Origin of the sequence: Microbacterium sp. (genome assembly GCF_031988965.1) — a bacterium.
Classification (GTDB): Bacteria; Actinomycetota; Actinomycetes; order Actinomycetales; family Microbacteriaceae; genus Microbacterium.
In genome coordinates, this window is record NZ_DALZXX010000202.1 from 1 (window position 1) to 3,948 (window position 3,948).

The 3,948-nt window shown below is 67.8% G+C and carries 4 protein-coding genes and 1 pseudogene; all 5 read left to right on the plus strand.

Annotated elements, in window-relative coordinates; translation table 11 throughout:
* The coding region (locus tag RTM68_RS17475) for a Beta-galactosidase C-terminal domain (protein WP_312173408.1) at positions 1 to 270 on the plus strand (270 nt) is incomplete at its 5' end.
* The gene (locus RTM68_RS17480; RefSeq protein ID WP_312173410.1) at positions 267 to 1,196 is read left to right on the plus strand and encodes a sugar ABC transporter permease; all 930 of its coding nucleotides are present in this window, start codon (positions 267 to 269) and stop codon (positions 1,194 to 1,196) included. The genes RTM68_RS17475 and RTM68_RS17480, both read left to right, overlap by 4 nt.
* 5 nt (positions 1,197 to 1,201) lie before the next feature.
* Positions 1,202 to 2,101, plus strand: coding sequence for a carbohydrate ABC transporter permease (locus tag RTM68_RS17485; RefSeq protein WP_396654247.1), 900 nt, complete (start codon positions 1,202 to 1,204; stop codon positions 2,099 to 2,101).
* Between the two features lie 101 nt (positions 2,102 to 2,202).
* On the plus strand, positions 2,203 to 3,528 hold the full coding sequence (locus RTM68_RS17490) for an extracellular solute-binding protein (RefSeq protein ID WP_312173416.1): 1,326 nt from the start codon (positions 2,203 to 2,205) through the stop codon (positions 3,526 to 3,528).
* A 109-nt stretch (positions 3,529 to 3,637) separates the two neighbouring features.
* A pseudogene (locus RTM68_RS17495) lies at positions 3,638 to 3,948 on the plus strand (alpha-galactosidase); the annotation flags it as partial.

Here is a 3,948-nt window from a genome sequence, read left to right on the forward strand (position 1 = left end):
TCGCCGCGCAGGGCGCCTACTGGCGTCTGTACCAGTCGCAGTTCGAGCAGGCGGCTCGCGGAGTCGGCCGGGGGCGAGCCGACTCCCGGAGCCGGCCCCGACGTCGAGATCGTCCGGCGCACCGGCGAGCACGGCAGCTACCTGTTCGTCATCAACCACGGATCCACGGATGCCGAGATCCCGGCATCCGGTCACGACCTCGTGACCGACGCACCCGCCACCGGTCTCGTCCCGGCAGGGGCCGTCCGCATCATCAAGGAGGATGTATGACCACCACGCTCACCGCCCCGGCGGTCGGCTCGGCGCCCGCGGCGCCCGGTCGCCGCCGCCGCATCCCGCACAAGGGCGCGATCGCGTTCCTCCTCGTGCCGTTCGGCGTGCTCTTCGCGCTGTTCTACGTCGTGCCCATCGCCTACGCGTTCTGGCAGTCGCTGCTGGTCGTGAAGCGCGACGGCACCTTCGGCAAGGCCGAAGAGGTGTTCGGCGGCCTCACCCAGTACGTGCTCGTGTTCCAGAACGAGGCGTTCTGGGCCTCGATGGGGCGGATGCTGATGTTCGGCGTCGTGCAGGTGCCGGTCATGCTCGGCCTGGCCCTGGTCTTCGCCCTGCTTCTCGACTCGCCGCTCGTGCGCGGCAAGCGCTTCTTCCGTCTCGCGTTCTTCGTGCCGTACGCGGTGCCCGGCGTGATCGCCGCCATCATGTGGGGCTCGCTGTTCTCGCCCAACCTGTCGCCGTTCACCGCGATCACGAAGAACATCGACTTCCTCGGCGCCGATCTGGTGCTGTGGTCGATCGCGAACGTCGTGACCTGGGTCTATGTCGGCTACAACATGCTGATCATCTACTCGGCGCTGCTCTCGATCCCGCAGGAGCTCTACGAGGCGGCTCGCCTCGACGGCGCGAGCCAGTGGCGCATCGCCTGGTCGATCAAGATCCCGCTGGTGCGGCCCGCGATCGTCATGACCGCGATCTTCTCGATCATCGGCACGCTGCAGCTGCTCGCCGAGCCGCAGGTGTTCCGGTCGTTCAGCTCGGCGGTCACCAGCACCTTCACCCCGAACATGACCGTCTACGCCACGGCGTCCATCCCGAACACCAACCTGGCGGCGGCCTTCTCGGTCGTGCTCGCCGTGACGACCTTCGTGCTGTCGTTCGGATTCATGAAGTACATGCAGCGCAAGGAGCAGAACGCATGAGCACCATGTCGATCGTCGCCCCGGGTCGCGCGTCGAAGCGCGGCACCGCCACGGGCGGAAAGGCCGCTCGCGAATCGGGCATCTCGCGCACCGCCGCGATGCTGATCATGGCCGTGTTCACGGTCTACTTCCTGCTGCCGCTGTGGTGGCTGCTCGTCGCCTCCAGCAAGGAGACCGGAGACATCCTGACCACGGCTCCGCTGTGGTTCGCCGACTTCCACCTGTTCGACAACATCGCCGAGCTGTTCACCTACCGCGACGGCATCTACCTGCGCTGGCTGCTGAACTCGGTGCTCTACGCCGCTCTCGGCGGGGCGATCGCCACGCTGCTGGCGGCAATGGCCGGCTACGCCCTGGCGAAGTACCGCTTCCGCGGCCGTGATCTGATGTTCGACATCGTGCTCGGCGGCGTGCTCGTGCCGGCGACCGCCCTCGCGCTGCCGCTGTTCCTGATCTTCAGCCAGGCGCAGCTGACCAACACGTTCTGGTCGGTGTTCCTGCCGTCGATCGTGAGCCCGTTCGGCGTGTACCTGGCGCGGATCTTCGCGAGCTCGTCGGTGCCCGATGAGCTGCTCGAGGCCAGCCGCCTCGACGGTGCGGGCGAGATCCGCACGTTCTTCACGGTCAGCATCCGTCTGATGACCCCGGCCCTCGTGACGATGTTCCTGTTCCAGTTCGTGGCCATCTGGAACAACTTCTTCCTGCCGATGATCATGCTGCGCAGCGAAGAGCTCTTCCCCGTCGTCTTCGGTCTCTACAACTGGAACAACCAGCTGAACCAGTTGCCCGAACTCCGCGGTCTCGTGCTGATCGGCGCTCTGCTGTCGGTCATCCCGCTGATCGTGACCTTCCTCCTGCTCCAGCGCTTCTGGCGCAACGGACTGGGCGCCGGCGCCCTGAAGTGAGCAGGCCGCCGCGCGGCTCGACCGCGCGGCACCGCACCACCCGCACCATCCCCCACCCACAGCACCACACGCACCACATCGCATCCATGAAAGGGATCGAAATGCATTCGAAGAAGAAGGCAGCGGCCGTCATCGCCATCTCGGCGTTCGCGCTCGCAGGCTGCTCCGCCGGCGGCGGAGACAGCACCGGCGGCGATGCAGCCGCCGCATGCACCCCGGCTGACGGCGACGTCACGCTCGAGTTCACCTCCTGGATCCCCGGCATCGAAGACGTCGTGGAGATCTGGAACGACGCCAACCCCGAGATCCAGGTGAAGGTGCAGACCGGCCCGAACGGCAACGGCGGCACGTACCAGAACTTCTTCAACCAGATCAAGGCGGGCGACGCCCCCGACCTGGGCCAGATCGAGTACGACGCCCTGCCGAACTTCCTCGTGCAGGACGGCGTCGAAGACCTCAGCGCGTGCGAAGACGTCGTCGCCGCCGAAGACCAGTTCGTCGACTGGGCCTGGGGACAGGTCACGCTCGGCACCGACAGCGTCTACGGCATCCCGCAGGACACCGGCCCCATGGCGCTGTTCTACCGGGCCGACCTGTTCGAGCAGAACGGCATCGCGATCCCGACCACCTGGGACGAGTACCGTGAGGCCGCCGTGAAGGTCCGCGAACTCGGCGGTTACATCACCAACTTCTCGCAGTCCGACATCAACCAGTTCGCCGGCTTCGCCTGGCAGGACGGCGCGCAGTGGTTCTCGAGCGACGACGCCGGGTGGACCGTGACCCTCGCCGACGACGCCACCACCACGGTCGCCGAGTTCTGGCAGAGCATGCTCGACGACGACCTCGTCGCGACGGTTCCCGCCTGGACCGACGAGTGGAACAACGCCTACAACTCGGGCGAGGTCTGGACCTGGAACTCCGCCGTCTGGGGCGCCAACTCCATCTCGAGCGGTGCACCCGACACGGCCGGGAACTGGGCCGTCGCACCGCTGCCGCAGTGGGACGCCGGAGCGACGGCCGCCGGAAACTGGGGCGGATCGTCGACCGCCGTCCTCAAGGGCAGCGAGCACGTCTACGAGGCGACCAAGTTCGCGCTGTGGCTCAACACGTCCGACGAGGCGCTGACCGCGCTCGCCGAGGCCGCCAACCTCTACCCGGCCACCACCGCGGGCCTGACCCTGCCGGTCTACGCCGAGGGCGTCGACTTCTACGGCGGCCAGAAGATCTACGACGTGTTCGCCGAGGCGGCCACGCAGGTCTCGCCCGACTTCGCGTGGGGTCCGACCATGACGCAGACGTACGCCGACGTCTCCGACGGCTTCAAGGCCGCGGTCAGCGGCAGCGGCACCCTGCTCGACGCGATCGAAGAGGGCCAGACGTCGACCGTCGACGCCCTCAAGGCGGCGTCGATCCCCGTCACCGAGTAACCATCCGGCACACGCAGCATCCTGCACCTGCAGCATCCTGCATCCGTCACACCCTGCGAGGCCCACCCGTATGCTCACGGGTGGGCCTCCCTTCTCGTCTGGAGCGGCAATGAGCGAACTCGTCCACCTGACCTCGGCCGGCGTGAGCGTCGTCATCGACACCGACCGTGCGCGTCTGCTGCACTGGGGTGCCGAGCTCGCCGACGCCGACCTCGAGGCGCTGCGCGCGTCGTCGACGGGATCGGTCACGTTCAGCTCGTTCGACGCCCCGCGCACGGTTCCGCTGCTCGCCGTCGAGGCCGACGGGTGGTCGGGAGCGCCGGCGCTCGCGTGGCATCGGGGCGGACGACACAGCGCGCCCCTGCTGCGGTCGGCGGGGTGGGAATCGACGCCCTCGACGCTGCGAGGCACGTTCGAGGA

Coding starts and splice junctions, on each gene's coding strand:
- RTM68_RS17485 (WP_396654247.1), top strand. CDS start 1,202: ATGTCGATCGTCGCCCCGGGTCGCGCGTCGAAGCGCGGCACCGCCACG.
- RTM68_RS17480 (WP_312173410.1), top strand. CDS start 267: ATGACCACCACGCTCACCGCCCCGGCGGTCGGCTCGGCGCCCGCGGCG.
- RTM68_RS17490 (WP_312173416.1), top strand. CDS start 2,203: ATGCATTCGAAGAAGAAGGCAGCGGCCGTCATCGCCATCTCGGCGTTC.